Genomic DNA, 26,343 nt, shown 5'->3' with positions numbered 1-26,343 from the left:
TGAGTCCGTCGCGTCGTCGTGACCTGCTCGCCAGCGGGGTCCCCCTTGGTGCCAGCACCACCGAGGCCACGGGCCGAGCCGCCCAGATCTCCCGCGCCATCGCCGCGTCCACCCCCGACCCGCTCAGCGGCGCCCAGCTCCAGCACGGCGTTCAGCGCCTGGCAGCGATCTACTCCACAACCTCACACACCGAACTTCTCGGCCCGGTCGAGCAGGCGTGGGACGACGCCGAAGCACACCTCGAAACCCGGGTGTCCGGCGCCGGTCGTCGGGGACCTCGAACTTCTCGCCGGCCAGTACGCGTTCTATCGCGGCAGACTCGCCTTCGACTGCGGGGACGACGACGGCGCGCTGACATTCTTCATCCTCGCCGGGCAGCATGCCACCGCAGCCGGAGACTCTCTTCTTGTCGGATCGGTGGCAGCCATGCGTTCGGCCGTGGCCTTCTTCGGTCGCGAATTCGACACTGCGGCGCGCATCGCCACGCAGGCCCAGACAGGTGCACACCCGTACACCGTCCCGATACTGGCCTGCGCGCAGGCCCGCGCCTTCGCACTTACCGGGCGGCACGACGAAGCACGCTCCGCGCTCCGAGCCATGGGCGAGAACATCTGGACGGGCAAGCACATTCCGGGCCCCTCGCCCATCGAGGACGAAGCATATGAGGCGTTCAGTGCTGTCATCCTCGGCTACCTTGGCGAGGGCGAGGAAGCCGAACCACACGCCAGAAGATCGCTGACGATGCTCACCGGATCAGGGCGGCGCGTACAGCACCTTTCTCCGCGCTTTGTCAGTACCCCCCGACACCGACGATCACGCGGTTCCGCGGAACCGCGCCACGCCGCCGGCCCGGCTCCAGCGATGGCGGCCGGCACCACCGGCCATCGGATCCCGGCCACCATCTGCTGGCCAACCGCGTGACCATGAGCAGACCGGCATCGGGAGGTCAAGGCGCGGCACCGATCAGGTGACCGGGCGCAGGCTCATCGGGCCGTAGATCCGCCGTCCGGCGTCGAGCAGAGTGACCTGGACGACACCGGCCTCGAGCAGATCGCGCCACGTCTCCCCGATCCAGGTCTCGGCATCGCCCTGGCTGGTGAAGGATTCGGAGCTCGACGCGCCGCCGACCGTGGCGATCGCTCCGTCGTCGCCCTCGTAACGCCAGGTCCAGGTCATGCGTGGGTCCCTTCACCGGGGCGGCCGGGTCGGCCAGCCGCCTTGTGCGATCGCCCGATCGGTCGACCGGTGGACCCATCCAACCGTGTGCCCCGCGTCGGCGTGGCGCCCCGGATCAGCGCGCCGCCCGTCGTCGGCCTCGCCAGGGCCGATGCTCCGCGGTGGATCGGCCGAGTGGACCGGCGGTTCGGTGCCGCCCGCCACTGGCGCGCACGCGGGCACCCGCGTCAGGATGTCCACGACGCCGGTAACGTCTGCCCCGGCAGGACACGGAACGACGTGCGACGTCGAGCGCACATCCGGTACATCCGGTCGAGGAGGAAGAACCCGCGTGGGAACGACCGTCTACAACGCCGCAGCCTTCGCCGCCGAGTCCGCGGAGCACGATCCGCCCCTGACCTGGTGGGCTGCCGTGATCGTCACCTTCGTGGCCATCTTCCTGTTGGCGGCGGTGCTCGCGCTGATGACCCGGTGGGAGCGCAAGCGCCACCCGCACGTCTGAGCCGGACGCGGCGGCAGTGCGGATAACCCTGCTCGGCACGGGTTCGGCGGACGGTTGGCCGAACCCGTGGTGCGACTGCGCGTCCTGCGCCTGGGCGCGGGAGCACGAGGTGCGCGGGCAGACCGCCGTCCTCGTCGACGACGCCCTGCTGATCGACTGCGGGCCCGACGTGCCGCGAACCGCCGCCCGGCTCGGTGTCCGGCTTTCCGGCCTGCGCCATCTGCTGATCAGCCACGCGCATCCCGACCACCTCGGTCCGGAGAGCCTGATGTGGCGGTCGTGGTCGTCCGCCGCCGGTCGGCCGCTCGACGTCGTCGGGCCGCCCGCGGCGCTGGCGGTCTGCCGCGAGTTCCTGACCCGCTGGGAGGGGGCCGACCCGACCCGGGAGGGCTCCGCCCTGCGGTTCGTTACCGCCATGGCGTCGGCGGAGGATGCCGGGCCCACAGCCGAGACCGGGCCCACAGCCGAGACCGGGCCGACAGCCGAGACCGGGCCGACGGAGGAGCCGACGGCGCAGACCGGGCCGGCAGGGGCGCCGCTGCGGCTCGGTGTGGACGGCGCCGGCTACCTCGTCCGGCCGCTGGCCGCCCGGCACGGCGACGCGAGCATTGGCCCGGCGGTGCTCTACGACGTCACTGCGCCGGACGGCGGCCGGCTGCTGTACGGCTGCGACACCGCGGCACCGCTGCCGGCGGCCACCCTCGCCGCCGTCGCCGGCCGGGCCTACGACGTGGTGCTGCTGGAGGAGAACAACGGGGACCGGCCGGGCTTCGGCGAGCACCTCGGCCTCGACACCTTCGCCGAGGTCGTCGCGGAGTTGCGCCGGCGCGGCGCCGTGGTCGAAGGCACCCAGGTGCTCGCCGTCCACCTGAGCCACCGCAATCCCCCCGGCGACGAGCTGGACCGCCGCCTCGCCCTGCTCGGCGCGCAGGCGCCCGGAGACGGTGCCGTCCTCGACCTGGTGCCCCACGCCCCGCTCCCAGCCGTCCAGTCCCCGGCTCCCGCCCCGCACCTCGCACGCCGCGGCGCATCTCCGAGCTCCGCGACGCCCCCGCCGCACCGGGTGCTCATCACCGGTGGGGCCCGGTCGGGGAAGTCCGCCGAGGCGGAGCGCCGGCTGCTCGCCGAGCCGTCGGTGGTGTACGTCGCCACGTCGGTGCCCCTGGACCCCACGGCTCCCTTGGACGCCGAGTGGTCGGCGCGGATCGTTGCGCACCGCGAGCGCCGACCGGCGGCGTGGACGACCGTGGAGACCCTCGGTCTGGTGCCGCTGCTGCGCTCGCCGGGGCCGCCGCTGCTCGTTGACGGGATCGGGCTGTGGGTCGCGGCAACGCTCGACGACCCGGAGCTGGCGGCCCGCACGAGCGAGCTGATCGAGGCGTGGCGGCACACCCCGCGCCGCGTGGTCGCGGTCACCGACGAGGTCGGCTCCGGAGTGGTGCCGCCGACGGCCGCCGGCCGCCGCTTCCGCGACGCGCTCGGTCGCCTCAACGCCGAGCTCGCCGCCGCCTCCGACGAGGTCTGGCAGGTCGTGGCGGGCACGGCGATCCGGCTACGCCCCCGAGCCACGGACTCATAACCGTCAATGATGGGCTCGAGCCCCACCCGCCCCACTCTTTTTCCGATCATGCCTCTGACCTGGTTGAGTGCGGTTCGCGATCTGTCGCTTTGAGATCCAGCACTACTATGAAACGGTGCTGGTCAGGGCCTCGAAAGCTGGTTCGAGCCCCGGCTGGACGACCACATCACGGCTATGCGAACCACCTCCGCCTCGCCGAGGTACTTTTGGGCAGCGGCGACCCACGTCCAGGCCGCGACCTCAGAGCGTCCAGCAGCAAACGCATGGTGCCTTTCTGCGCCGTCCGGCGAGACGGGACCTGAGCCGTGCGGTCGTGGCTTTCTCTGGCGATAATGGCCATGTGACCGTCGACCTTCGTGACAGCCGGATCGCCGAGGTATGCCGGCGCTACGGCGTCGCCGAACTGTCCGTCTTCGGCTCGGTGGCTCGCGGCGACGACACCGACTCCTCGGACGTCGACCTGCTTCGGCCACCGGTACAGGGCGGCAGGATCGGGCTCCTGGATCGGCGCCAGGCCTCTGGCAAGGCGCTCGGTGAGCCAGGTCGGCTCCGACGCCGGAGCACTCAGCGTCCCGGCCGGCCAGCGGCGAACGGGCGCGTCCGCCGCCATCTGGTAGACGTCGAACGCCCGGTCCGGCCTGAAGTGTTCGGCGACGGCCCAGCGCACGGTCAGCAGCAGCGGACCCCCGACGCCACCTTCGTACTCGCGATCGGCAAGGGACGGCCAACCCCTCCACAGGAGCGGGGCGGACACGGTGTCGGCGAAATCGCAGACAATGGATCGGAAGCCGACCCCAGAGGTTCGAGGCCGGCCGCCCCACACCCGTCGTAGCCCCTCATCCTTGGGAAGAAACGACCAGGAGGCGAACAGCCGAGGAGGGGCGATGGAAACGTCGAGCCTTCTGGTCGTCTCCACCGATCCCACCCTCCTGACGCCGTCGGCCGACCTCGGAGCCGCGGCCGCCACGGTGACCTGGACCTTGCCTTCGAGAGGCTCCACGGCCGTCGCGCGGACCTGGACACCCAGGCCGGCAAGGTCCTTCCAGTCCCCCATGATTCTGTCTCGAAGGTTGTTCAGGACAGAGGTCGGGTATGCCATCCGCCGGGTCTCGACCAGGCCGGGGCTGGTTGGCGCACGAGGTCCGGTTCGAGTGTGAGATCGGCGAGACCGCCTTCATGTCGGGCCGGACGTCGGTCAAGGGCCTGCCGATCGCCGTCCTCGACTCGCTCATCGCGGCCTCGCGATGAGCGAGTCCGCCGACCGATTCGATCGCGTCGATTACCGTGACACCTACTCCGTTGCCCTGCCCAAGCCGATGGATGCGCCCGCGTTCTGCGCCCGCATCCTCGAAGCGGCACCGCGGTGGCTGGAGATGCTGCTGTCCGCGCGGGACGTCGTCGCCGGCCGCCTTGGTTTCCAGACGCAGGAACGAAACTACGGCCGCAGCGTCCGCCTTTCCGTCGGGGGAAAGTTCGGTCCGCTCGTCGTGCGCTCGATCGAGGCCGACCGTGTCGTCTGCGCGGGCTCCGACCCGCACCTGGCCTTCCGCGTGATCTTCGTGACACGCGAGGGCTTTGCTCCGCGCGGAAGCTTCACCACCGAGGTGCAGCTGAACGACACGCTTGGCCGCGCCTACTTCGCGGTGGTGAAGCCGTTTCACCGCCTGATCATCCCGTCGCTCGTCTCCGCGCCGTTCCCCAAGAATACGGTGACCGAATGGCCGCGATCTTCGCGCCCGGGGAGGGCGCGCAGAAGCCTGGCATGCTGGCTGAAGCTCCCCGACATCACGCATGACCTCGAGGCGACTTTTCTGTCCCGCTTAGTCCGAATCTCAGGGTAGGTCGGAAGGCTTCGCGTGTTGGACTCGACCCACCCCCCGATCCGAGCTGTGGGTGGTGCATTATGTGCGGATGCGTCAAGAATTACCGGAACGGTGTTGCGCGCGTTACCACTCGGACGGCGCCAAGTGCGAGAACCTGACCCGTCACGCCGACGGCTGGTGCCGCCTGCCCGGGTGCGAGGGCTTCGTGCGCCGATCGGCCGCAGTGGCACCGGAGATCACTGGTGGCTGGTCGGGTACGGCCCGGCAGATCGACGCACATCCGTCGATGCCCCTGGACCTCAGTCCGGACGAGGCCTACGAGATCGGAGTGTCCCTCCGGGCAAGGGACGCATTCCGTTTCCACCACGGAGGATCCGACGAGGCTGCCGAGGCGCAGATACGGTCGATACTTGAGGAGTTCCTGCTGCGGTCCGCTCGGACGGTGTCCGCGCGCGGGTTCATCCGGCTGGCCAGGGACGGGTACGTCCTCGTTTTGACCCCGGAGGGCACGGCCGTCACCGAGTACTCGACCGTGCACAGAGAACGCACCTGGGCTCAGGTCCGCGCAGGCGTGCCGTCGCGTTTCCGCCGGCGCCGGAGTGGTCGTGGATATCTACGCGGCGCGGCTGACGATCCGCCCGTACCGGGTGAGCCCTTGGTTCGGGTCGACGTCCCGTCGGCCATCGACCCGGCAACGGCGTACCTGTCCAGCCGGGCGCGAACCTCCTTCGACCGGATCTTCAAACTACGGAGCGCCACCGACGAGGAGCTCGACGACGAGATACGCAGGCGCCTCGCGTCCCTGCCAGGCGGGAACGTCGACCTCACCCGCGAGCGGCCCGGCGTCGAGATTGTCGTCGACGGGCTTCGATGGTTGGTCAGCGACGACGCTCGGGTGATCGTCGGAGTCGCCCGGGCCACGAGTTCCGCGGCCGTCGCGCAGACCGAGGTCGGGTCCCGCCGGTCAGAGGTCGAGGTCGTAGCGGTACAGCCCGGCCGAGCAGGCCAGGATGATGCCGCCGCCCAGCCCGGGCGGTAGCCAGACGCAGTCCCGGGCCCCCCCGTCGAAGCGCATCACGGCGGCGCAGGTCCAGGTCGTCGCGTCCCAGACCAGCAGCGCGCCGTCGCCGCCCGCCGTGGCCAGCCATGCCCCGTCCGGCGAGAACCGCGCGGAGCGCACGGTGTGCAGATGGCCGGTCAGCGTCACGACGGACGTGCCGTGGTCGACTCGCCAGACCCGCACGGTGTGGTCGGCCCCGGCGGAGGCCAGCAGCCTGCCGTCGGGCGAGAACGCGACTCCGAGGACGCTGTCGGTGTGCCCGGCGAGCTCGCGGCGCAGCCGGCCGGTCGCGGCCTCCCACAGCCGCACGATCCGGTCCGCTCCGCCCACGGCGGTCCAGCGCCCGTCCGGGCTGACTGCGCAGGCCTCGGCGGCGCCCCGGGACGCAGGTGGACCCGGCACGCCGGACGAGGCAGACGAGGCAGACGAGGCAGACGAGGCAGACGAGGCAGACGAGGCGAGCGGAATGGACGGGCCGGGCGGAGTGGACGAGCCGGTCGGGGCGGGAGGGGTGGCCAGGGGCGGCAGCGGGTGCCCGTTCGCGACGTCCCACCGCCGCAGCGTCCCGTCCATGCAGGTGGCGACCGCCCAGGTGCCGGTGGGATCGAGGGCGAAGCTGCTGATCTCGGCGTCGGCCGTCAGCGTCCCCGCGACGGCGCCCGCCACCGGATCCCACCGGCGCAGCGCGGTGAGCGTCTCGGGCACGAGCACCCAGGCCCCGTCGGGGCTCACCTCGACCCCGCGGGCCATCTCCACGGCACCGGCGACGGCGGTGCCGGTGAGCTCGCCGGTCGCCAGGTCCCAGGCGGCCGCGGTGCCGTGGTCGGAGTAGGCGACGACGCGCGGCGGAACGCCACGCTCGCGGGAGACCACGACGGCGCATCCGCGCATCGGCTCGTCGCGGCCGCCCGCGGACGGCTTCGGCAGGTCGACGTCAGTGGCCCACAACCGGATCACGCCGTAGCGGTCGGCGGCGGCCACCCAGGTTCCGTCCGGCGAGAGAACGCAGGTGCGGCTGCCGACCGCCCCCGACAGGTCGGCCCGATGACGCTCCGCAGCCGCATCCCACAGTCGGATCACGCCTTCCCGACTCGTCGTTGCCAGCAGCCGGCCGTCCGGGCCGACCGCGGCGCCCCGGATCGCTCCGGAGCTCTCCCGGATCGTTCCGATCGGGCGGCCCGCGGGCATCGACCACCGCCGGAACGTGCCATCCTGCCCCGACGATCCCAACCAGCCGCCGTCCGGCGCGACGGTCAGCGCCAGGACGGGTCCGCGATGGCCCGTGAGGATCGTCGCCTGCCGCCCGGTCGACGGGTCGAGGATGCGGATCACGCCGTCATCCCCGGCGACGGCGATCCAGCCGCCGTCCGGGGCCGGGACGCAGCAGCGCAGCGGCACGTCGGCGACGGTGACCGCGAGCAGGCAGGCCGTGCTGCGGGCATCCCAGCAGCGCAGGCTCCCGTCCTCGCCGACCGAGAGGACGACGGCACCGTCCGGCCCGAACGCGCAGGCGGTGACGCTTCCGACGTGGCCGCGGCGCATCTGCGACGAGGCCGGTCGGCTCGGCGGGACCGCCGGGCCGGGCTCCCCACGCCCGCCCGCCGACGACCCGCCTGCCGACAACCCACCCGCCCACAACACGGATCCGTCGTCCCACGCCCGCGGCACCGCCCAGGTCCGCACCGTGCCGTCCGCCCCGGCGGAGGCGACGGCGCGCCCGTCCGGCGCGAACGCGCAGTCGAGCACCTCGCCGTCGTGGCCCGTCAGCACCGCCTGGCCCCGCCCGTCCGGCACCTCCCACAGCCGCACGGTGCCGTCGTTGCCCGCGGAGACCAACATCCGCCCGTCGGGGGCGACGGCGAGCCCGTCGACCCAGCGGCGATGGCCGCCGAGGGTGCGCCGCAGCGCTGGATGCGGCTGGTCCGGACGCGACCACCGGTTGGTCAGCCGAGGCGTGGCGACGTGGGCCGCGAGGGCGGACCGGGCGTCGTCGAGATCGGGGCTGCCGTCGAGGCGGCTGAGCAGGACCGCGCCGAGGGAGTCCGGCGGGTCGGTCGGGGCGAGCAGGTGGGCGTTCTGCAGGACGGCGCGGCGCAGGGCGGCCAGCACCGGTTCGTCCGGCAGAACGGTCGCCGCAAGGGCGAGGTCGGCCTGGACGGCGACCGGGCCGAGCTGCGGGCGTTGCAGCTTGGCCAGCGTCCAGCGCAGATCCCGGATCAGCGCGGCGACCTCGGCCGTCCGGCCCGCACCGACGAGATGGCCGACGAGGTGGGTCCAGGCGTAGTCGGCGGACTCCGGCAGCAGCCACCACGGCTCGCTCGGCGCCACGCCCGGGCCGGCCGGGCCGGCCATGGCGGGCGGGGCGGGCAGGGCGGGCGGGGCGGGCGGGGCGGGCAGGGCGGGCGGGGCAGCCGGGGCAGGCGGGGCAGCTGGCGGCACCGTCGCCGGGGCGGCCGGGGCGGGCAGGAAGGTGTCGCGCAGCGCGTCGCAGAGCACGGCCTCGAACTCGCGCAGCCGGTCCTCGCCGACCCGGGCCCGCAGGTAGGTGCGCAGCACGTCCTGGAGCAGCAGCGCGGGCGGCGACCTGCGGTAGGCGACGACCAGGGAGAGGTCCGCCAACTCCTGGCAGAGGTCGTCGACCTCGTCCGGATCGAGATCGCCGGTGGCCCCCCAGTAGGCGTCGAGCACCCGGCGCGGGATCTCGACGTCCTCGGGGAAGACCGCGAGTTCCAGGTAACGCTCCAGGCGGTGCCCGGTCAGCAGGTCGAGGCTGGCCGCCAGGGTGGCCTCGACCGCCTCGGTGCGCTGCGCGGCCCGGCTGACGTCGAGCCCGGTCGGGCCACGCCGGCGCATCCGGCGCAGCACCCGCTCGGCGGCCCGCGTCGCGCTCATGCCGTCGCGGACCTGCCGCACGAGCGCGCGGTTGACCAGGCGCAGCAGCACCGGCCAGCGTCCGGTCACCCCCAGCAGCCGTTCGGCCGCCTCCGGCGCCTGCGTGCCGAGGTCGCGCAACAGCAGCGTCATGGCCTCGGCGGGGAGCATCGCCGGAATCTCGATCATCCGCGCCCGGGGCACGAGGTCACGCAGCCGGGTGGTGACGAACCGGACGGTGCCCGCCCCGCCCAGCAGGAACGGCTGCAACTGGGCCGGATTCCACACGTCGTCGACGACCAGCAGCCGGGACTCGTCCCCGAGCAGCGTCCCGAGGTGGAAGCCGGCCTGTTCTGGATCGGAGAGGGTCGGCCGGACGCCGCTGAGCGTCTCGCTGAGATCGTTGATCCGTTCCGCGAGCCGGGCGCCGTCCAGCGTCTCCCCGATGGTGACCCAGAGCAGCCCGCCGCCGAACGTCTCGGCGATCTCCGGTTGCCGGCAGACCTCCCGGGTCAGCGTCGTCTTCCCCATCCCGCCGGTGCCGTGCAGCACCACGGGTTCCCGGACGGCGCCGAGCCGGACTCCGCCCGCCACAGGCACGTCCCGCGCGGCGTCTCCCTCAGGTGCCCCGCCAGCGCCGCCCGCCCCGCCAGCGCCGCCGGCCGCGCTCGCGAGCACCTCGGCGAGCACGGCCGAGGTGAGTGCGGGACGGGGCACGAGGTCGTCCCGGTCACCGGGGAGCATCCACGGCCGGCGCTGACCGCCCCCACCCGGGATGCCCGCGACGCCGTCGGCCGGGGCCAGCCCGGAACCGCCCGTACGGACCAGGCGCCGTTGGCTCTCCCGCAGCTTCACCAGGGCGTCGAGGACGGCCGTCTCCAGATCGCCGGCACCGCGGAAATCCGCCGTGATGATGCCGGATTCGCGCAACCGACTTCGGAACGCCTTCTGGCGTTCCGCGTGGCTCTCGTCGACGAACTCACCGAACGGAACCTCGGCGAGATAGTCGAGCAGGAACACCAGGCGGGGCATCCCGGCCCGGGTTGCCGTGTCGAACTCCAGCTCGGTGTAGGACGTCTCGGGCCGGCCGGTCACCAGCGAGCCGTAACGAAACCCGATGAGCCCCAGGTAGACGTCGGAGGAAAGGACCGTCCGCACGCAGAAGTCGGCCGGATCGACGTCCCGCGCGCCGAAGTACTCCATGTCGATCACCCGGTCGCCCGCCAGCGCGACAGCCCGCTCGGCGGCGGCGACGAACGATCGCTCCCGCGGAAACCGACGCAGCTCCGCCGTATGACTCAGAAACACCCGCCGTTCGCGCGGGACCGGCAGCCCACCGCCGGCCGGACCCGAGCCGGATGCCCGAATCCGCGCCGAGAACGGATCAACCGGGAACGACATATGCCGCAACGTATCCGATCGACTCCGTTGCCCGCATCCTCCGCCGCTGCGCGTGGCCGCCCCGGGACGGTCCGACCGCGCCCGCCTCGACCCCGAGCCGCCGGCCGCTCGGCGCCACACCCACCCCGCGCCGGCATTGCCTGCCGCGGTGGAGACGGGGTGCCGGCTCCCCGAGACCGATCAGGTAGTAAGGACCTCGTGGATTCCCATGACGCTAGCGGCGTCGTTCCCGTCGTCCCGGTGTTGGACAGCGACGCGATGGCGGCGGCCCGGCGCCGGCAGGGCGAGCTGACCAAGCCGCCGGGCGCGCTCGGCCGGCTCGAGGAGCTGTCGATCTGGCTCGCCGGCGTGCAGGGGACCTGTCCCCCGCGGCCCTTCGAGCGGGTCCGGGCGATCGTGATCGCGGGCGACCACGGAATCGCCGAGCTCGGCGTGTCCGCGTTCCCCAGCGACGTGACGGCCCAGATGGTGGCCAACTTCGCCGCCGGCGGGGCGGCGGTCAACGTCCTCGCCCGCCAGGTCGGGGCCGCCGTGCGGGTCGTCGACGTCGCCGTGGACAGCCCGCGACCCACGACCGTGGGCGGAGTCGACGGCACCGCGCCGCCCGACCGCTACCGGGTGCGGCGCTCGAGCGGACGGATCGACCGGACGGACGCGCTGAGCGTGGCCGAGGCCGAGCGGGCGTTCGCCGTCGGCCGGCTCATCGCGGACGAGGAGATCGACGCGGGCGCGGATCTGCTCGTCCCCGGGGAGATGGGGATTGGGAACACGACGCCCGCGGCGACGATCGTCGCGCTGCTCTGCGACCGCGAGCCCATCGAGGTGGTCGGGCGGGGCACGGGCATCGACGACCGCCGTTGGATGGTCAAGACGGCCGCGATCCGGGATGCGATGCGGCGTGGGCGGCCGTTCGCCGGCAACGCGCTGTCGATGCTGCGGGTCGTCGGCGGGGCGGACCTGTTGGCGCTCGCCGGCCTGCTGGTGCAGGCCGCCGTGCGGCGGACCCCGATCGTCCTCGACGGCGTGATCGTCTGCGCCGCGGCGCTGGCGGCCGAACGCATCGCGCCGGGCGCCCGGCAGTGGTGGGTGGCGGGCACCCGCTCCCCCGAACCGGCGCAGGCGATCGCGCTGGGCGCCCTCGGGCTCACGCCGCTGATCGACGCCGGGCTGCGCCTGGGCGAGGGCACCGGGGCCCTGCTGGCGGTGCCGCTGGTGCGCGCCGCGCAGGCCACGCTGGCGGAGATGGCGACGTTCGACCAGGCCGGCGTGAGCGGCAAGTCCGAGGCCGGCGGCGGTCTCGACGCCACCGACGGCGCGGCGGTCGACGTCACGTGATGGTGGCGGCGAGAACCGCGTTCACGCTGCTCACGGCGCTTCCCCTGCGCGGGCCGGAGCGGCTGGACCGGCGTCTGGCCGGCCGGGCCATGGCGCTGGCCCCCCTGGTCGGCCTGTTCCTCGGGCTGGTCACCGCCGTGGTCGTGGTCGCCCTGCGGGTCACGACCGGGACGCCCGGCCACCGCAACCAGAGCCTGCTGCCCGCCGCGGTCGGCATCGCCGTCCTCGCGCTGGCCAGCCGGGGCCTGCACCTCGACGGCCTGGCCGATCTCGGCGACGGCCTCGGCGCGCGGCGGGCGCGCGGGCGGGACCGCGCCCTGGAGATCATGCGCGAGTCGACGATCGGTGCCTTCGGCGTCATCAGCGTCGTGTTCGTCGTGCTGCTGCAGGTCGTGGCGCTCAGCGCCGCCATCACCGTGCATCGCGGCACGGTCTCGATCCTCGTCGCCGTCATGACCGGGCGGCTCGCCGCGACCCTCGCCTGCGCTGGGCGCACCCCACCCGCCCATCCGGACGGTCTCGGCGCGCTCGTGGCCGGCACGGTCCGCACCCGGGACGCGGTGCTCGCCGTCGTCGGCGTCTGCGCGGTGGCGGCGCTGGCCGGCCGCCTCGACTTCGACGGCGGGGACGTCAGCCGGGCCGTCCGCGCCGTCGTCGCGGTCTGCCTCGGAACCGCCTTCTCGGTGGCCCTGCGCCGCTATCTGACCGGCCGCTTCGGCGGCCTGACCGGGGACATGCTCGGCGCGATCATCGAGCTCACCACCATGGTGACCCTGATCGTCATGGCCATGACCCTGCCGACACCCGCCGTGCACTTCCTGGGGCACCAGCGGTAGCGGCTGACCGCGGTCGCTACCGGGGTGAGGACTGGACGAAGGGGGGCCGCACGACCGTCATGGGGCTCGGGCGGCCGCGGACGTCGACGTTCACGGTGTCGCCCTCGGCGACACCGTGGTCCAGCAGCGCCAGGCCGATGCCCTGGCGCAGCGTCGGGGAGAAGGTGCCGCTGGTGACCTCGCCGACCGGCGCGCCGTCCACCGCGGTCACGGGCATGTGCGGCCGCGGAATCGCCCGCCCGGTCGACGTCAGCCCCCACAGCAGGCGCGCGGGCCCGGCGGCCCGCTCGGCGAGCAGCGCCTCCCGGCCCCAGAACCGCTCCTTGCCCCAGCCGACCGCCCACCCGGACCGGGCCTGCACCGGCGTGATCTGCCGCGACAGGTCCTGGCCGTGCAGCGGGTACCCCATCTCCGTGCGCAGGGTGTCGCGGGCGCCGAGACCGACCGGCGACGCGCCGAGAGCCTCCCCCGCGGCGAACAGCGCGTCCCACAGCGCCGGCGTGTCGTCCCAGCGGGGCAGCAGCTCGTAGCCGCGCTCGCCGGTGTACCCGGACCGGCAGACGATCACCGGGCGGCCCTTCCACTCCGCCTCGACGAAGCTCATGTACGCCCCGTCGGCGGGCAGGCCGAGGGCCGCCACCAGGGTCGGGGCCGCGGGGCCCTGCACCGCGAGCACCCCGAACCCGGTGTGCCGATCGGTGACGGACACGCCCGCGGGAGCGGCCTCGGCGAGACGGGCGACGACCTCGGCGTTGTTCGCGGCATTGGGAACGAGCAGGACCCGCTCGGCGGAGAAGAGGTAGGCGATCAGGTCGTCGACGACCCCGCCGTCCTCAGCGCAGCACAACGTGTACTGAGCCTGCCCGGCGGAGATCCGGCCCAGGTCGTTGCTCAGGCAGGCGTTGACGAACTCGGCGGCGCCCGCGCCGACCACCTCCGCCTTACCGAGATGGCTGACGTCGAAGATTCCCACCGCGCCACGGACCGCCTGATGCTCGGCGAGCACTCCGCGCCCGGCGTATTCGATCGGCATCTCCCAGCCCCCGAAGCCGGCCATCTTCGCGCCGAGATCGACATGACGGCCGTACAACGGAGATCGACGCAGGTCTGCCATGGCGGACAGCCTAGTGCCGCCGCGATCCGGATCGGTACGAGCGGCGATGGGGCGGCGATGGGGCGACGATGGGGCGACGAAGGACCGGTCGCGGCGCCCGGGGGGTCGTCCACCGTGCTTGTCGTTCAATACGCTCACCGCATGACCAGCATCGCGCCCAGCTCAGCAGCTCTAGTCGATCTCGAGGCGGATGCGGTGGTGATCGGCACCGCGATCGGCGAGAACGGTTTCCTGGTGGCCGGCGGCGGCGCCGAGGTGGATGCGGCGCTCGGCGGTCGGCTCGCCGCGGTGCTCACCTCGCTCGGGGCGACCGGGAAGGCCGGCGAGACCGTTCGCTTCGCGACCCTGGGGGCGCTGCCGGCGGCGACCGTCCTCGCGGTCGGGCTCGGCCCGCTGGAGTCCGCGTCTGCCCCCGCGTCCGACTCCCTGTCCGCCCCTCTGTCCGCACCCCTGTCCGCCCCCCTGGACGCGGAGGTGCTGCGCCGCGCGGCGGGCACGGCGGTGCGAGCGCTGGCCGGGACCGGATCCGTGGCGCTGGCCCTGGCCGCCGCGCCCGGCGCGATCACCGCGGAGTCGGTCCGGGCGGTGGCCGAGGGTGCGCTGCTCGGTACTTACACCTTCGACCGCCTGCGCACCACCTCGGCGAAGGGACTGCCCACCCCCGTCGGCGCGCTGACGCTCCTCGTGGACGACCGGTCCCTGTCGCTCGCGCAGGAGGAGATCGACCGTGCCGTGGTCGTCGCCGAGTCGGTCGTCCTGGTCCGGGACCTGGTGAACACCCCGCCGAGCCACCTCTCCCCCGCTCTGCTCGCCGACGTCGCCGTCGAGAAGGCGACCGCCGCCGGCGTCACCGTCGAGGTTCTCGACGAGGTGGCGCTGGCCGAGGGCGGCTTCGGCGGGATCATCGGGGTCGGGCAGGGTTCCGCCAACCCGCCCCGGCTGATCCGCCTCGAGTGGCGCGGCGGTGGCGAGGGCCCGGCGCTCGCGCTGGTCGGCAAGGGCATCACCTTCGACTCCGGCGGCCTGTCGCTGAAGCCCCCGACGGCGATGGAGTGGATGAAGACGGACATGGCGGGCGCGGCCGCGGTCCTCGCCACGGTCGTCGCCGCGGCGCGCCTGCGGCTGCCGGTCACGGTGACCGGTTGGATGCCCTGCGCGGAGAACATGCCGTCGGGCGAGGCGATCCGACCCTCGGACGTGCTCACGCTGCGCGGCGGCACCCGGGTCGAGGTGCTCAACACCGACGCCGAGGGCCGGCTCGTCCTCGCGGACGCCCTCGTGCGGGCGTCCGAGGAGGCACCGGATCTGATCGTGGACATCGCGACGCTGACCGGCGCCCAGATCGTGTCGTTGGGCCAGCGCACGAGCGGGGTGATGGGCCGCGACGGCGCCGTCGAGGCGGTCACGACGGCCGCCGCCGCGACCGGGGAGAGCGTCTGGCCGATGCCGCTGCCGCCGGAGCTGCGCAAGGGGCTGGACTCCACGGTCGCCGACATCGCGAACGTCCCGCCCGGCGGCAGCCGGGACGGCGGAATGCTGGTCGCGGCGCATTTCCTCGCCCACTTCGTGCCCGACGAGGTGAGCTGGGCGCACATCGACATCGCCGGTCCGTCGTGGAACGGCGGGCAGCCCTACGGGCACACACCCAAGGGCGGCACCGGTGTGATCGTCCGCACACTCATCCAGCTCGCAGAGAACCGCGCCGGTACGCCGTCGGGCGACGATCCCACGATCTCCGACTGACCGAACGCCGACTGACCGAACGCCGGCCGACGGCCGCCCGACCGCCGCCCGACCGCCGGCCGAACATCGGCCGAATGTCGGTCGAACGACCGCCCACTGACCGATCGGGTGGGTGGCAGAGCGTCGACAGCGGCCGCACCCCGCGCGATGCAGCACACTCGCCCATCCGAGCGGAAGGGGGCCCACGGCGTGAAAGACTGGGCTCGGACCGACGTGGTGTGGCGAGTCGTGGCCTGAAACGCCGGCCCGAAGGGCACGCCGACGCCGGCGTCCCCGGCCGTGCACGGCGACGATCGCCGCCGGCGCGGCCGGCCGTGTCACCGGCGTCGCGGGCACGCGACACCGGTGGGTACGGGTCACGCTCCCGGCATCACCGGCACAACCATAGAAGTCAACGAGAAGGGATCTCTGGCGTGGCGGATTCAGCGGCCGGTCCCGTCGACCTGGTCATCCTCGGTGGCGGCAGCGGCGGATACGCCGCCGCGCTGCGCGCCGCGGAGCTCGACCTGAGCGTCGTTCTGATTGAGAAGGACAAGCTCGGCGGCACCTGCCTGCACCGAGGCTGCATCCCAACCAAGGCGCTGCTGCATTCGGCGGAGATCGTCGACAACATCAATGAGAGCGAATCCTTCGGGATCCGCTCCACCTTCGACGGCATCGACATGGCGAAGGTCAACTCCTACAAGGACTCGGTCATCGCCGGCCTGTTCAAGGGGCTGACCGGCCTGATCAAGTCGCGCGGCATCGAGGTGGTCGAGGGGTTCGGCCGGCTCGCCTCGCCGACGTCCGTCGCCGTCGGCGACCGGGTGATCGAGGGGCGGCACGTCCTGCTCGCCACCGGCTCGTACTCGAAGTCCCTGCCCGGGCTGGACATCGACCACGACAAGGTCATCACCAGCGACGACGCTCTGACCCTCGACCACGTGCCGGCATCCGCCGTGGTCCTCGGGGCCGGCGCCATCGGCTGCGAGTTCGCCTCGGTCTGGCGCTCCTACGGCGCCGAGGTGACGATCGTCGAGGCGCTGCCGCATCTGGTGCCGCTGGAGGACGAGTCCAGCTCCAAGCTGCTGGAGCGCGCCTTCCGCAAGCGTGGTATCGCTCAGCACCTCGGCGCCCGCTTCGCCGGCGTGAAGACGACCGACCACGGGGTCACCGTGTCGCTGGAGAGCGGCACGACCATCGAGGCCGAGCTGCTGCTCGTCGCGGTGGGCCGCGGACCGGTCTCGGCCGGCCTCGGCTACGAGGAGGTCGGCATCGCGACCGACCGCGGCTACGTCCTGGTCGACCGCAACCTGCGCACGAACGTCCCCACCGTGTCCGCGCTCGGCGACCTGCGGCCGGGCCTGCAGCTCGCCCACGTGGGGTTCGCGGAGGGCATCTTCGTCGCCGAGCAGCTCGCCGGGCTCAACCCGGTGCCGGTCGACTACGACAACGTCCCGCGGGTCACCTACTCCCACCCCGAGGTGGCGTCGGTCGGGCTGACCGCCGCGGCGGCGAAGGAGCGCTTCGGCGACATCCGCACCGTCACCTACAACCTGGCGGGCAACGGCAAGTCGCAGATCCTCAAGACCGCCGGTGCCGTGACGTTGATCGCGGTCCCCGACGGTGCGGTGGTCGGCGTCCACATGGTCGGCGACCGGGTGGGCGAGCTCATCGCCGAGGCCCAGCTCATCACGAACTGGGAGGCCTTCCCCTCCGACGTCGCCCAGTTGATCCACCCCCACCCCACCCTGTCCGAGGCTCTCGGCGAGGCGCACCTGGCGCTGGCCGGCAAGCCCCTTCACGTCCACGGCTAGGGCGATCGTCCTGGGATCGGTCCGCGACCGGGTTCGCCCCGCGGCCCGATCCCGCCCAGGTACTCACGTTCACGCCAAAGCATGAGCGCCTCCGGCCGGCCGCTTGCGCGGTGCATGCCGGACGCGACGAAGGAGTCGTTCCAGCATGTCTGTATCTGTCACGATGCCCCGGCTCGGGGAAAGTGTCTCCGAGGGAACCGTCACCCGTTGGCTGAAGCAGGAGGGTGAGCGCGTCGAGGCCGACGAGCCGCTTCTCGAGGTCAGCACGGACAAGGTCGACACCGAGATTCCTGCCCCCGCCTCCGGTGTCATCAGCTCCATCAAGGTCGCGGAGGACGAGACCGTCGAGGTCGGCGTCGAGCTCGCGGTCATCGACGACGGCTCCGGCGGCGGTTCCGCCGCGGCCGCCCCCGCCGAGGCTCCCGCTCCCGCTGCGGAGCCCGAGCCCGAGCCGGAGCCCGAGCCGGCCAAGCCCGCCGCCGCGGCTCCCCCGCCCGCCCCGGCCCCGGCGCCGGCGCCGGTCCGCGCGCCGGAGCCGGCCCCGGTGCCCGCCCAGGCACCGACCGCGCCCGCCCCGGTGGCCACGTCCAACGGCGACGGCGGAATCGGTCGCTACGTCACGCCGCTGGTCCGCAAGATGGCCGCCGAGCTGGGCGTCGACCTCGCCGACGTGACCGGCTCGGGCCCCGGCGGCCGGATCACCAAGCAGGACATCCAGGAGGCGGCCCGCTCCGGCGCGGCCCCTGCGGCCCCGGCGGCTCCTGCGGCCCCCGCCGCCCCGGCAGCTCCCGCCGCGCCGTCGGCACCGGCCCGCCCCGCGGCGCCGGCCCCGGCTGCGAGCGGCACGGGCACCGCCACCCCCGCCCCGGTCCGCGGGCGCACCGAGAAGCTCTCCCGGCTGCGCGCCCTGGTCGCCAAGCGCATGGTCGAGTCGCTGCAGATCAGCGCCCAGCTCACCACCGTCGTCGAGGTGGACGTCACCCGCATCGCGCGGCTGCGGGACCGGGCCAAGGCCGGTTTCCAGGCCCGCGAGGGACTGAAGCTGTCGTTCCTGCCGTTCTTCGCGCTGGCGACCTGCGAGGCGCTGCGCGAGTTCCCGCAGCTCAACGCCAGCCTCGACGTCGAGGCGGGGACGGTCACCTACCACGGCGAGGAGAACCTCGGCATCGCCGTGGACTCCGAGCGCGGCCTGGTCGTGCCGGTCATCCACAGCGCCGGTGACCTCAACCTCACCGGTCTCGCCCGCAAGATCGACGATCTGGCCAGCCGGACCCGGGCCAACAAGATCTCCCCGGACGAGCTCGGCGGGGGGACCTTCACCCTCACGAACACGGGCAGCCGGGGCGCCCTGTTCGACACGCCGATCATCAACCAGCCGCAGGTCGGCATCCTCGGCACGGGGATCGTGACGAAGAAGCCCGCCGTCATCGACGACCCCGAGCTCGGGGAGGTCATCACCGTCCGGTCGGCGGTGTACCTGTCGCTGACCTACGACCACCGCATCGTCGACGGGGCCGACGCCGCCCGCTTCCTGACCTTCATCAAGCGGCGGCTCGAGGAGGGTGCCTTCGAGGCCGACCTGGGCCTCTAGGCGCCGTCGGTCTTCAGGCGCCGTTCGCCTTCAGGCGCCGTCAGCGGACACGGGCCGGTCGTCGCCTCGCATCCGAGGCGGCGACCGGCCACGATGGTCACCATGCGCATCGTGGTGACTGGGGCCTCGGGACTGATCGGTTCGGCGCTCGTCCCCGCCCTGCGCGGGGACGGCCACACCGTGACCACCCTGGTCCGGCGGACACCCCGCGCCGGCGGCGAGATCCAGTGGGATCCCGCCGCCGGTCGGCTCGACCCGGCGGCGCTCGCCGGCACCGACGCCGCCTTCCACCTCGCCGGCGCGGGCATCGGCGACCGCCGCTGGACCGACGACTACAAGCGCCTGCTGCGCGACAGCCGGATCGCCGGCACCGACCTGCTCGCCCGCACGCTCGCCACCCTCACCCCGCCCCCGCGGGCGTTCCTCTCCGGCAGCGCCGTCGGCTGGTACGGCACCTCGGCGGGCGGCGACGCCGGCCCGCTCGACGAGAGCGCCCCCGCTGGCGCAGGGTTCCTCGCCAAGCTCGTCGAGGACTGGGAGGCGGCGGCCACGCCCGCCCGCGGGGCCGGCGTCCGGGTCGTCACGCTGCGGACCGGGGTCGTGCTCTCCCGCCACGGGGGCAGCCTCGGCCGCCAGCTCCCGCTGTTCCGGCTGGGGCTCGGGGGGCGGCTGGGATCCGGCCGCCAGTGGCTGAGCTGGATCAGCCGCACCGACCACGTGGCGGCGTTGCGCCTGCTGCTCGCCGACGACTCGGTGGCCGGGCCGGTGAACCTGGTCGCGCCCGAACCCGTCACCAACGCCGCCTTCACCGCGGCGCTCGCGTCGGCGCTGCACCGTCCGGCGTTCGCCGCGGTACCCCGCCTCGCCCTGCGCGCCGCCCTCGGCGAGTTCGCCGACGAAGGCGTCCTCGCCTCCCAGCGGCTGACCCCCGCCGTGCTGACCGGGGCAGGCTTCCGCTTCACCCACCCCGACATCGACACCGCGCTGCAGGCGATCCTCACCGAGGACGCCTGAACTAGTTCCCCGTGAGGGGAATGCTCTCCGAGACCCGCCAGCCGGAGCCCGTGCGGATCAGCACGAGATCGTGGCGCTGCGGGGCCTTCGCCGGCTGGTGGGCGAGAAGCTGGCCGCGGGCGTCGAGGTAGTCGTAGGCGGCCAGGCGTTCGGTCACCCGCAGCACCGTGCGGTTCACCTGGTCGTCGCGGACCTGCAGAGCGAGGATCTCGCTGTGCAGCGGCGACGCGTGCGCGCCCTGGGCGACGACCTGCCGCATGAGCGTGACGTCCGCGTTGTAGGCGGGGCTGCCGGGAGCGTCGGACTGCCCCAGCAGGGACTCGTCTGCGTGCTCGAAGGCCCGGCTGCGGGCGGTGTTGAGCTCGTCCAGCACGGCACGCCAGATCTGCTCGGGCGACTGGTTCGCCACCGGTGAGGCGGTCGGGTCCCGGCCGGGCACGCCGGCCGCGGGCGACGTCGCCGGCTGCGGCGCGGGCGCCGCGGTATCGCTGGTGCCGTCCCCCGACGGGCTCGTCATGAGCAGCACGACGGCCACCACGACGACGAACAGGCCCAGCCCCGCGGTGACCGGCAGCAGCCAGCGCCGCCGCCGGGCGCCCGTCCGGCGCGGTCGACGGCCGGCACCCGCCCGACCGGCCCGACCGGCCCGACCGGGCGAACCCGCCGTCCCCGGCGGAGAACCGGGCGCCGCGGACGCACCGGGCCAGCCGCGGGTCCCGCGGGACCCCCCGGCCGCCGCGCCCGCGGCACCGGCGGCCGGCCGCGGCGGGCGGGCGGCGGGCCGCGACGCTCCCGGTGGCGCCTGCACCGGGCCCGCTCGGCCCGCGTCGGCCGGGGTCGTGCCGGCGCCGCCCCGGCCCGCGACGCGGGACGTCCGGCGGGCGGGCGTCGAACGCCGCGGCGGCGGGGGCAGGGAGTCGAGCAGCTCCGCCGCGTCGACGGCGGTGGCGCCAATGGTCGGCCGGCCGGGCGTGGGGCCGCCCGCAGGGGGCTGGTCGGCGTCGTCTCGCGGGCCCGGCCCGTCGCGCGGGGCGCGGGTGCCGTCCGGCCCCGGGTTCAGGCGGGCGCCCGCCAGCAGCCGCGGCCGGCCGTCGCCGTCCCCGTCCCCGTGTCCGCCGGGCTCCGGGACGCCCACCGTGCCGGCGGGGGGCTGTGGACGGTGCGGCGAACCGGGTGGGTCGGACGGCCCGGCCGGGGTGCGCCGCGGGCCGGGCGGCGGGGATTCGGCGGCGCGGGTCCGGCCCACCGGGGGAATCCGCGGCAGGGTCTCCGTGGGTGAGGGTCCCGCCGGGCGCACGGCCGTCCTCGGCTCGCCGTCGCCGGGCAGCCGCACGGGCAGGGGGGTGGCGCTGCGGGCGAGCGCGGCGGCGAGCTCGGCGGCGCTCGGGCGCCGGTGCGGCTCGTCGATCATGGCCGTGGCGACGGCCACCGCGACCGCGGCGGCATCCGGGCCCGTCGCCTCCCGCATCGCCCCCAGCAGCAGATCGGCGAGATCGTGCACGTCCGCCGAGGCCGCCTCGGGCGGGACGGGATCGGCCCGGGCGGCGTCGGCCAGCGCGGCGACCCCGAGGCCGGTCAGGACCGGGCGCCCGTTCGGCTCCAGCAGGATGTCCTCCCGTTCGAGCCGGCCGTGCACGATGCCGACCGCGTGCGCGGCGGCCAGCGCCTGCGCGACCGGCAGCCCGACGGTGACGACCTCGCCCGGATCCAGATCGCCGCGCAGCGCCAGCAGGCGGGCGAGACTGATCGCGCCGACGACCGGCTCGGTGATCAGCGCCAGCCCCTCCGCCGTGGGCAGCACCGCCACCACGGGATTGAGGTGCGGGTGCGCCAGCTCCGCCAGCGCGCGGGCCGCGCTGACCGCCGCGGAGCGCAGCACCGGGTCGGGGGCGAGACGCACCCGGCGCACGACGCACTCGATCCCGGACTGGTCGAACTGACCCGCCCAGAGCTCGCCGGAGCCCGCGTCCCGAAGCCGGGAACGCACGCTCACCCCCGGCACCTCGGGTGCCCCGCCGACGCGCCGCGCCGGCCTGTCCGCGGAATCGTCGGTGAAGGTCACAGGTAGCGACGCTAGGCTCAATTAGGGTGGGTCTGCAGTGTTCTTCGTCCGGTTGTGGATAACTTTTTACGATCACTTCTGGGGCGGCGCCCGCCCCCCTCCCGGTCCGGGTTGGGACATGCCTGGTCACGGCGGGTGCGGGCCGGCGCCGGGCGGGACTGCGCGGCGGACCTGCCGGGCACGGCCGGAAACCTGGCGGCGACGTGCGGCCCCCCGCGGCGGCGCGGATGCGCGGATGGCGGACAATCGCCCGAGACCGGGTCCGGAGGGCAGCGCCGCCGGCCGACAAGCCAGGGGGAGACCCGAGTGCAGATCCTCGCCACCAGCGGCGGTTTCCTTCCCGACGGCCGGTACGGCGCGAAGGTCGGGCCGATCCTGACCCACGCGATCGACCTGGCCGGGGCCGGCCCGCGGCCCCGGGTGTGCCTGCTGCAGACGGCGCTGGGCGACGACCAGGGCGCCTACGCCCGTGGCTACGCCGCGTTCAACCGCGACCGGCCCGACGTGCGGGTCTCGCACCTGGCGCTGTTCCCCATGCCGAACATCCCGGACATCCGCGGCCATCTGCTGGCCCAGGACGTGATCTGGGTCGGTGGGGGCAGTGTGGCGAACCTGCTCGCGGTCTGGGCGGTGCACGGCCTGGGCGAGATCCTGCGCCAGGCGTGGGAGGCCGGCGTCGTCCTCGGCGGCGTCTCGGCCGGCTCCCTGTGCTGGCATGTCGGTGGCACCACCGACTCGTTCGGCCCGGACCTGCGGCCGGTCACGAACGGGCTGGGCCTGCTGCCGTTCAGCAACACGCCGCACTACGACTCCGAGCCGGGCCGCCGCCCGCTGTACCAGCGTCTCGTCGCCGCCGGAACGCTGCCGGCCGGCTGGGCGACCGACGACGGCGTCGGGCTGCACTTTCGCGGCACCGAGCTGGTCGAGGCCGTCGCCGACCGGCCAGGCGTGCACGCCTGGCGGGTCGAGCGCGGCTCCGACGGCGCCGCGGTCGAGACCCCGGTGGTGCCCCGGCTGCTGCCCGGTGCGCCCGGCGGCGACGACGCGCCGGGCTCGGAGTCCGCCGGCTGACGGAATCCGGCCCGGCGCGGCGCGGGCGTAGTCTGAGTGGCGTGGATGTTCTGAGGCTTTCCGTGGTCCCCTACCGCGAAGCGTGGGACATGCAACGATCCCTCGCCGAGGCCCGAGTGGCCGACGAGGTGGACGACACGCTCATCCTGGTGGAGCATCCCAGCGTCTACACTGCGGGCCGGCGTACGCAGCCCTTCGAACGGCCGCTGGACGGCACCGAGGTCGTCGACGTCGACCGCGGCGGCAAGATCACCTGGCACGGCCCGGGGCAGCTCGTCGGCTACCCGATCGTCAAGCTGCCTCGTCCGCTGGACGTCGTCGCCTACGTGCGCGCGCTGGAGGAGGCCCTCATCGACTCCTGCGCCGAGCTGGGGCTGGCGACCTGCCGAGTCGACGGCCGCAGCGGCGTCTGGACGACGGATGGCCTGCGCAAGGTCGCCGCGATCGGCGTGCGGGTCCGGCAGGCGGTGACCACCCACGGCTTCGCGCTGACCTGCTCGTCGGATCTGGGCGCCTTCGGGCAGATCGTCCCCTGCGGCATCACCGACGCCGGGGTGACGAGCCTGTCCGCCGAGCTTGGCCGGGCGGTGACCGTCGCCGAGGCCCGGCCGGTCGTCGAGCGGCACACCCTGGCCGTGCTCACCCGCTACCTCGGGGGGCGCAACCTCGGCGATCGCATCACCGCGCGGGTCGAGCCGGCCGACGCGCCCCCGGCGTCCCCGGCGCGGCCGCAGCCGCAGCCCGGGACCGAGCGGATGGAGCTGGTCGGATGAGCGCGGTCGCCCCCGAGGGACGTCCCCTGCTGCGCCTGGAGGCGCGCAACGCGCAGACGCCGATCGAGCGCAAGCCGCCGTGGATCCGCACCCGGATGCGCACCGGCCCGGAGTACTCCGACGTCAAGGGGCTGGTGCGGGCCGCCGGGCTGCACACGGTGTGCGAGGAGGCCGGCTGCCCGAACATCTACGAGTGCTGGGAGGACCGCGAGGCGACCTTCCTGATCGGCGGGGACGTCTGCACCCGGCGGTGCGACTTCTGCCAGATCGACTCGGGCCGTCCCACCCCGCTGGACCGCGACGAGCCGCGGCGGGTGGCGGAGTCCGTGCGCACGATGGGGCTGCGCTACGCGACCGTCACCGGCGTGGCCCGCGACGACCTGGCCGACGGAGGTTCCTGGCTGTACGCCGAGACGGTGCGCCAGATCCACGCGCTGTCCGCGGATACCGGGGTCGAGGTGCTCATCCCCGACTTCGGCGGGCGGGCCGACCAGCTCGACGAGGTCTTCGGCGCGGCCCCCGAGGTCCTCGCGCACAACCTCGAGACGGTGCCGCGGATCTTCAAGCGCATCCGGCCGGCGTTCCGCTACGAGCGCTCCCTCGACGTGCTGCGCCAGGCCCGCGCGGCCGGCCTCGTCACGAAGTCGAACCTGATCCTCGGCCTCGGCGAGACCACCGAGGAGATCCACGAGGCCATGCGGGACCTGCGCGCAGCCGGCTGCGAACTACTCACTGTCACCCAGTATCTGCGGCCCACGCCCCGTCACCACCCGGTGGAGCGTTGGGTGCGCCCGGAGGAGTTCCTCGACTGGGAGCGCGTCGGCGTCGAGCTTGGCTTCTCCGGCGTCATGTCCGGGCCGCTCGTGCGCTCGTCCTACCGGGCCGGCCGGCTCTACCAGCAGGCGATCACGGCTCGTGGCGAGAGCCACACAGCGATGTCCGATCTCCCCGAAAGTGTGCTGGAAACCTCTCACACGCAGTGACGAGCACGCTGGTGGGCATCCCCCGGACGGGCTAGGCTACTCATCGTAGCGTCACCCCCTTGTCACGAGGGGGGTCTCTCTCTGGCCCATCATCGAGGTGTGCGCCCACGACCGTGCCGGGAGGTCGTTCCCATCGTGCTCCGTTCACTGCTCAGCGTCCTCGAAGAAGCAACTCTGCTCGTGCTGCCGCATGGCGGACAGAAGACCGCGCGGCACAACGCCTGGCGCGCAGCCGCCGACCTGCACGTCACATCGGGTTACCGGTGGGTCGACCCGGTGTCGGTGGCCCCGATCGCACCTGCACCCGCGCCCGCACCGAGACCCGACGTGTGCGCCAGCATCCCGGGCACCGAGGGCGCCGCACGGGTCTCCCGCCTGGCCGGCCTGGGCGGCGGCGCGACCACTGCCCGCATCGGCGCGGCCGTCCGCGGGCTGCCGCGGGTCGTCGCCGCCCAGAGCTGATTCCCCGGCCGGCGGGCCGCCCCGCCCGCAGCCAGGACCGCGGGGATCGGACAGACCGAGCAGATGGTCGCGGCGGATGATCCCGGCGGACGCGACAGCCGCACTGTGGCGAGCCGCGAGGCCGTAGGCTCGCGGTCATGGCACTGAGGAAGCAGCCGAGGGACACCGCGGGATCGTCGACCCCCGCGGCGGCGGGCAGGAACGCGGCAGCGGGCGGGAAGAACGACGGGAGCCGGGGCGGCGCCTCGGGTCGCGGTGGCGGTGCGGGCCGCGGCGCCGGTGCGGGCGCGGGCGGCGCCGCGGACGGGACCGGTTTCGCAGCCCGTCTCGCGCAGTTGCGGGTGGTCTTCAAGATCACTCGCCAGCGCGATCCGCAGGTGCTCTGGTTCACCCTGGCGGCCTTCTTCGTCCCGCTCGTGATCGGCCTGCTGCTCGGCATCTTCGTCGGGCCGCTGTACGTGTGGATCCCCATCGCCATCCTGCTCGGCGTCGTGGTCGCCCTGAACGTGTTCAGCCGGCGCGTCCAGCGCACCGCCTACGCGGAGATGGAGGGCAAGCCGGGAGCCGCCGCCGGCGTGGTCGAACGGATGCGCGGCGACTGGCGGATCACTCCCGCGGTCGGCGTGAACCGCCACCAGGACGTGGTGCACCGCGTCGTCTCCCGCGCCGGAGTGGTGATCATCGCGGAAGGCCGCGGCCGCGGGCCGCGGGAACTGCTCGTGGCGGAGAAGCGCCGCATCCGCAAGGTCGTCGGCGACACGCCGGTGACCGACATCATCGTCGGCACCGGCGAGGGCGAGACGCCGCTGCCGAAGCTCCAGGGCACGCTGATGCGGCTGCGTCGGACCCTGCGCCGCGGGGAGGTGGACGCCCTCGACCGCCGGCTGCGCGCCTTGGGCGGCGCGACCCTGCCGATCCCGAAGGGCCCGATCCCCCGCAACGTGCCCCGGGGCGGCCGCCTGCGCTGACACGCGCTACCGGCACCGACCACCCCGCCACTGCCCCGGGCCGGATCGCGGCCGGCCCCCATACCGATCGGCCCCCCGTACCGATCGGACCTATGCGGTCAGGCGAGTACGTCCTATCTACTCGGGGTCGCAGCCGATCAACGTTGAGTGGTTGTGTGGTCGTACCCACCCCGCCGTCGACGA

22 protein-coding genes are annotated in these 26,343 nt (G+C 74.0%); 18 read left to right on the top strand and 4 right to left on the bottom strand.

From position 1 onward, the window contains the following. Positions 1-426: 426 nt before the first annotated feature. A complete protein-coding gene (locus tag AC5R91_RS27730; RefSeq protein WP_495394221.1) occupies positions 427-921 on the top strand; it encodes a hypothetical protein in 495 nt (164 codons plus the stop codon). 42 nt (positions 922-963) lie between these two features. Here AC5R91_RS27730 and AC5R91_RS27725 read toward each other — a convergent pair whose 3' ends face one another. Beyond that, complete coding sequence (locus AC5R91_RS27725; protein ID WP_495394220.1) at positions 964-1,176, bottom strand: hypothetical protein; 213 nt, start codon at positions 1,174-1,176, stop codon at positions 964-966. A 331-nt stretch (positions 1,177-1,507) separates the two neighbouring features. On the opposite strand from AC5R91_RS27725, the gene AC5R91_RS27720 reads away from it, so the two are divergent. From AC5R91_RS27720 to AC5R91_RS27695, 6 genes are all read left to right on the top strand, one after another. Next, entirely contained in the window at positions 1,508-1,678 is a 171-nt protein-coding gene (locus tag AC5R91_RS27720; RefSeq protein WP_009742877.1) for a hypothetical protein, read from the top strand. Positions 1,679-1,694: 16 nt separating this feature from the next. Next, positions 1,695-3,257, top strand: a complete 1,563-nt coding sequence (locus AC5R91_RS27715; RefSeq protein ID WP_495394219.1) for a bifunctional adenosylcobinamide kinase/adenosylcobinamide-phosphate guanylyltransferase — start codon at positions 1,695-1,697, stop codon at positions 3,255-3,257. Between the two features lie 67 nt (positions 3,258-3,324). After that, positions 3,325-4,089, top strand: a complete 765-nt coding sequence (locus tag AC5R91_RS27710; protein WP_495394218.1) for a nucleotidyltransferase family protein — start codon at positions 3,325-3,327, stop codon at positions 4,087-4,089. 260 nt (positions 4,090-4,349) lie between these two features. Beyond that, positions 4,350-4,505, top strand: coding sequence for a hypothetical protein (locus AC5R91_RS27705; RefSeq protein ID WP_495394217.1), 156 nt, complete (start codon positions 4,350-4,352; stop codon positions 4,503-4,505). Continuing rightward, positions 4,502-5,098, top strand: coding sequence for a DUF2867 domain-containing protein (locus tag AC5R91_RS27700; RefSeq protein WP_495394216.1), 597 nt, complete (start codon positions 4,502-4,504; stop codon positions 5,096-5,098). The genes AC5R91_RS27705 and AC5R91_RS27700 overlap by 4 nt, the downstream gene beginning before the upstream one ends. A gap of 205 nt (positions 5,099-5,303) precedes the next feature. Further along, positions 5,304-6,119 (top strand): hypothetical protein, encoded by an 816-nt coding sequence (locus AC5R91_RS27695; protein WP_495394215.1) that lies wholly within the window; start codon positions 5,304-5,306, stop codon positions 6,117-6,119. Here AC5R91_RS27695 and AC5R91_RS27690 read toward each other — a convergent pair. Next, the gene (locus AC5R91_RS27690; RefSeq protein ID WP_495394214.1) at positions 6,045-10,319 is read right to left on the bottom strand and encodes a DUF4062 domain-containing protein; all 4,275 of its coding nucleotides are present in this window, start codon (positions 10,317-10,319) and stop codon (positions 6,045-6,047) included. The genes AC5R91_RS27695 and AC5R91_RS27690 overlap by 75 nt on opposite strands. Positions 10,320-10,610: 291 nt before the next feature. Between AC5R91_RS27690 and cobT the strand changes: the two genes are divergently transcribed. Next, positions 10,611-11,747, top strand: coding sequence for a nicotinate-nucleotide--dimethylbenzimidazole phosphoribosyltransferase (gene cobT, locus AC5R91_RS27685; RefSeq protein ID WP_495394213.1), 1,137 nt, complete (start codon positions 10,611-10,613; stop codon positions 11,745-11,747). Continuing rightward, positions 11,747-12,583: an adenosylcobinamide-GDP ribazoletransferase gene (locus tag AC5R91_RS27680; protein WP_495394212.1), complete on the top strand. Its 837-nt coding sequence runs from the start codon at positions 11,747-11,749 to the stop codon at positions 12,581-12,583. Before cobT ends, AC5R91_RS27680 begins: the two co-directional genes overlap by 1 nt. A gap of 16 nt (positions 12,584-12,599) precedes the next feature. On the opposite strand, the gene gcvT is transcribed toward AC5R91_RS27680, so the two are convergent. After that, positions 12,600-13,697: a glycine cleavage system aminomethyltransferase GcvT gene (gene gcvT, locus AC5R91_RS27675; RefSeq protein WP_495394211.1), complete on the bottom strand. Its 1,098-nt coding sequence runs from the start codon at positions 13,695-13,697 to the stop codon at positions 12,600-12,602. 141 nt (positions 13,698-13,838) lie between these two features. Between gcvT and AC5R91_RS27670 the strand changes: the two genes are divergently transcribed. The 4 genes from AC5R91_RS27670 to AC5R91_RS27655 all read left to right on the top strand — a co-directional run bounded on the left by AC5R91_RS27670 (position 13,839) and on the right by AC5R91_RS27655 (position 19,841). Continuing rightward, entirely contained in the window at positions 13,839-15,440 is a 1,602-nt protein-coding gene (locus AC5R91_RS27670; protein ID WP_495394210.1) for a leucyl aminopeptidase, read from the top strand. A gap of 413 nt (positions 15,441-15,853) precedes the next feature. Next, positions 15,854-17,236 carry a dihydrolipoyl dehydrogenase gene (gene lpdA, locus AC5R91_RS27665; protein ID WP_495394209.1) on the top strand — a complete coding sequence of 461 codons (1,383 nt, stop codon included), beginning with the start codon at positions 15,854-15,856 and terminating at the stop codon, positions 17,234-17,236. 145 nt (positions 17,237-17,381) lie between these two features. Then, complete coding sequence (gene sucB / locus AC5R91_RS27660) at positions 17,382-18,827, top strand: 2-oxoglutarate dehydrogenase, E2 component, dihydrolipoamide succinyltransferase (protein WP_495394208.1); 1,446 nt, start codon at positions 17,382-17,384, stop codon at positions 18,825-18,827. A 102-nt stretch (positions 18,828-18,929) separates the two neighbouring features. Continuing rightward, entirely contained in the window at positions 18,930-19,841 is a 912-nt protein-coding gene (locus tag AC5R91_RS27655) for a TIGR01777 family oxidoreductase (protein WP_495394207.1), read from the top strand. A gap of 1 nt (position 19,842) precedes the next feature. Here AC5R91_RS27655 and AC5R91_RS27650 read toward each other — a convergent pair whose 3' ends face one another. Continuing rightward, positions 19,843-21,834, bottom strand: coding sequence for a serine/threonine protein kinase (locus AC5R91_RS27650; protein ID WP_495394206.1), 1,992 nt, complete (start codon positions 21,832-21,834; stop codon positions 19,843-19,845). 375 nt (positions 21,835-22,209) lie between these two features. Here AC5R91_RS27650 and AC5R91_RS27645 point away from each other — a divergent pair, with 375 nt between their 5' ends. The 5 genes from AC5R91_RS27645 to AC5R91_RS27625 all read left to right on the top strand — a co-directional run bounded on the left by AC5R91_RS27645 (position 22,210) and on the right by AC5R91_RS27625 (position 26,160). After that, positions 22,210-22,974 carry a Type 1 glutamine amidotransferase-like domain-containing protein gene (locus AC5R91_RS27645; RefSeq protein ID WP_495394205.1) on the top strand — a complete coding sequence of 255 codons (765 nt, stop codon included), beginning with the start codon at positions 22,210-22,212 and terminating at the stop codon, positions 22,972-22,974. A 41-nt stretch (positions 22,975-23,015) separates the two neighbouring features. After that, a complete protein-coding gene (lipB, locus tag AC5R91_RS27640) occupies positions 23,016-23,747 on the top strand; it encodes a lipoyl(octanoyl) transferase LipB (RefSeq protein ID WP_495394204.1) in 732 nt (243 codons plus the stop codon). Next, positions 23,744-24,730, top strand: coding sequence for a lipoyl synthase (gene lipA, locus AC5R91_RS27635; RefSeq protein ID WP_495394203.1), 987 nt, complete (start codon positions 23,744-23,746; stop codon positions 24,728-24,730). The genes lipB and lipA overlap by 4 nt, the downstream gene beginning before the upstream one ends. A 135-nt stretch (positions 24,731-24,865) precedes the next feature. After that, the gene (locus tag AC5R91_RS27630; RefSeq protein ID WP_495394202.1) at positions 24,866-25,192 is read left to right on the top strand and encodes a hypothetical protein; all 327 of its coding nucleotides are present in this window, start codon (positions 24,866-24,868) and stop codon (positions 25,190-25,192) included. A gap of 137 nt (positions 25,193-25,329) precedes the next feature. Continuing rightward, entirely contained in the window at positions 25,330-26,160 is an 831-nt protein-coding gene (locus AC5R91_RS27625; protein ID WP_495394201.1) for a DUF4191 domain-containing protein, read from the top strand. Positions 26,161-26,343 lie beyond the last annotated feature (183 nt).

It is taken from the genome of Frankia sp. BMG5.60 (genome assembly GCF_059428125.1).
Note: the sequence above shows the minus strand (reverse complement) of the source record. Positions and strands in the feature narration are given on the sequence as shown.

Bases quoted from the DNA above. Each gene is read 5' to 3' on its own strand.
- AC5R91_RS27725 (WP_495394220.1), bottom strand. From the start codon at position 1,176: ATGACCTGGACCTGGCGTTACGAGGGCGACGACGGAGCGATCGCCACG.
- AC5R91_RS27705 (WP_495394217.1), top strand. From the start codon at position 4,350: ATGCCATCCGCCGGGTCTCGACCAGGCCGGGGCTGGTTGGCGCACGAG.
- AC5R91_RS27700 (WP_495394216.1), top strand. From the start codon at position 4,502: ATGAGCGAGTCCGCCGACCGATTCGATCGCGTCGATTACCGTGACACC.
- lipA (WP_495394203.1), top strand. From the start codon at position 23,744: ATGAGCGCGGTCGCCCCCGAGGGACGTCCCCTGCTGCGCCTGGAGGCG.
- AC5R91_RS27625 (WP_495394201.1), top strand. From the start codon at position 25,330: ATGGCACTGAGGAAGCAGCCGAGGGACACCGCGGGATCGTCGACCCCC.
- gcvT (WP_495394211.1), bottom strand. From the start codon at position 13,697: ATGGCAGACCTGCGTCGATCTCCGTTGTACGGCCGTCATGTCGATCTC.
- sucB (WP_495394208.1), top strand. From the start codon at position 17,382: ATGTCTGTATCTGTCACGATGCCCCGGCTCGGGGAAAGTGTCTCCGAG.
- AC5R91_RS27680 (WP_495394212.1), top strand. From the start codon at position 11,747: ATGGTGGCGGCGAGAACCGCGTTCACGCTGCTCACGGCGCTTCCCCTG.
- AC5R91_RS27655 (WP_495394207.1), top strand. From the start codon at position 18,930: ATGCGCATCGTGGTGACTGGGGCCTCGGGACTGATCGGTTCGGCGCTC.
- AC5R91_RS27730 (WP_495394221.1), top strand. From the start codon at position 427: ATGCGTTCGGCCGTGGCCTTCTTCGGTCGCGAATTCGACACTGCGGCG.
- AC5R91_RS27670 (WP_495394210.1), top strand. From the start codon at position 13,839: ATGACCAGCATCGCGCCCAGCTCAGCAGCTCTAGTCGATCTCGAGGCG.